1 pseudogene is annotated in these 324 nt (G+C 50.9%); it reads right to left on the bottom strand.

The features are described 5' to 3' along the window. Nucleotides 1–324: pseudogene (locus HMPREF3104_RS12465) on the bottom strand (HNH endonuclease); the annotation flags it as partial.

The raw sequence follows: 324 nt of genomic DNA, 5'->3' as shown, positions 1-324 counted from the left end.
CCTTGATCGGGAAAATCAGTCCGTATTCTTCCTCTAGTGCTGCGATCTGGGCGTCGGCCTGTTCAAGGTTGTGGTGGTTATCAAAATCATCCAATATTTTGTGGCCCTTGGCGTAGAACTGCGCCACTTTATTGCGACGAGCACATACTTGCTCCAGGTTTGACTTCCACCGTGGTGCCGCGGCATGTGTGTTGTGTGCGATCAAGCTATCCGGCGTGCAGGTTTCATAGGTGCCGTTAGAAAACAGCCACAAGATTTCACCGGTGTCTGGATCAAGGACGTAGAAGCCACGCTTATCGGTTTTTAGGTTGTGGTGCTTTTGGC

The sequence above is a fragment of the Corynebacterium sp. HMSC30G07 genome (assembly GCF_001806945.1).
Lineage (GTDB): Bacteria > Actinomycetota > Actinomycetes > Mycobacteriales > Mycobacteriaceae > Corynebacterium > Corynebacterium riegelii.
Note: the sequence above shows the minus strand (reverse complement) of the source record. Positions and strands in the feature narration are given on the sequence as shown.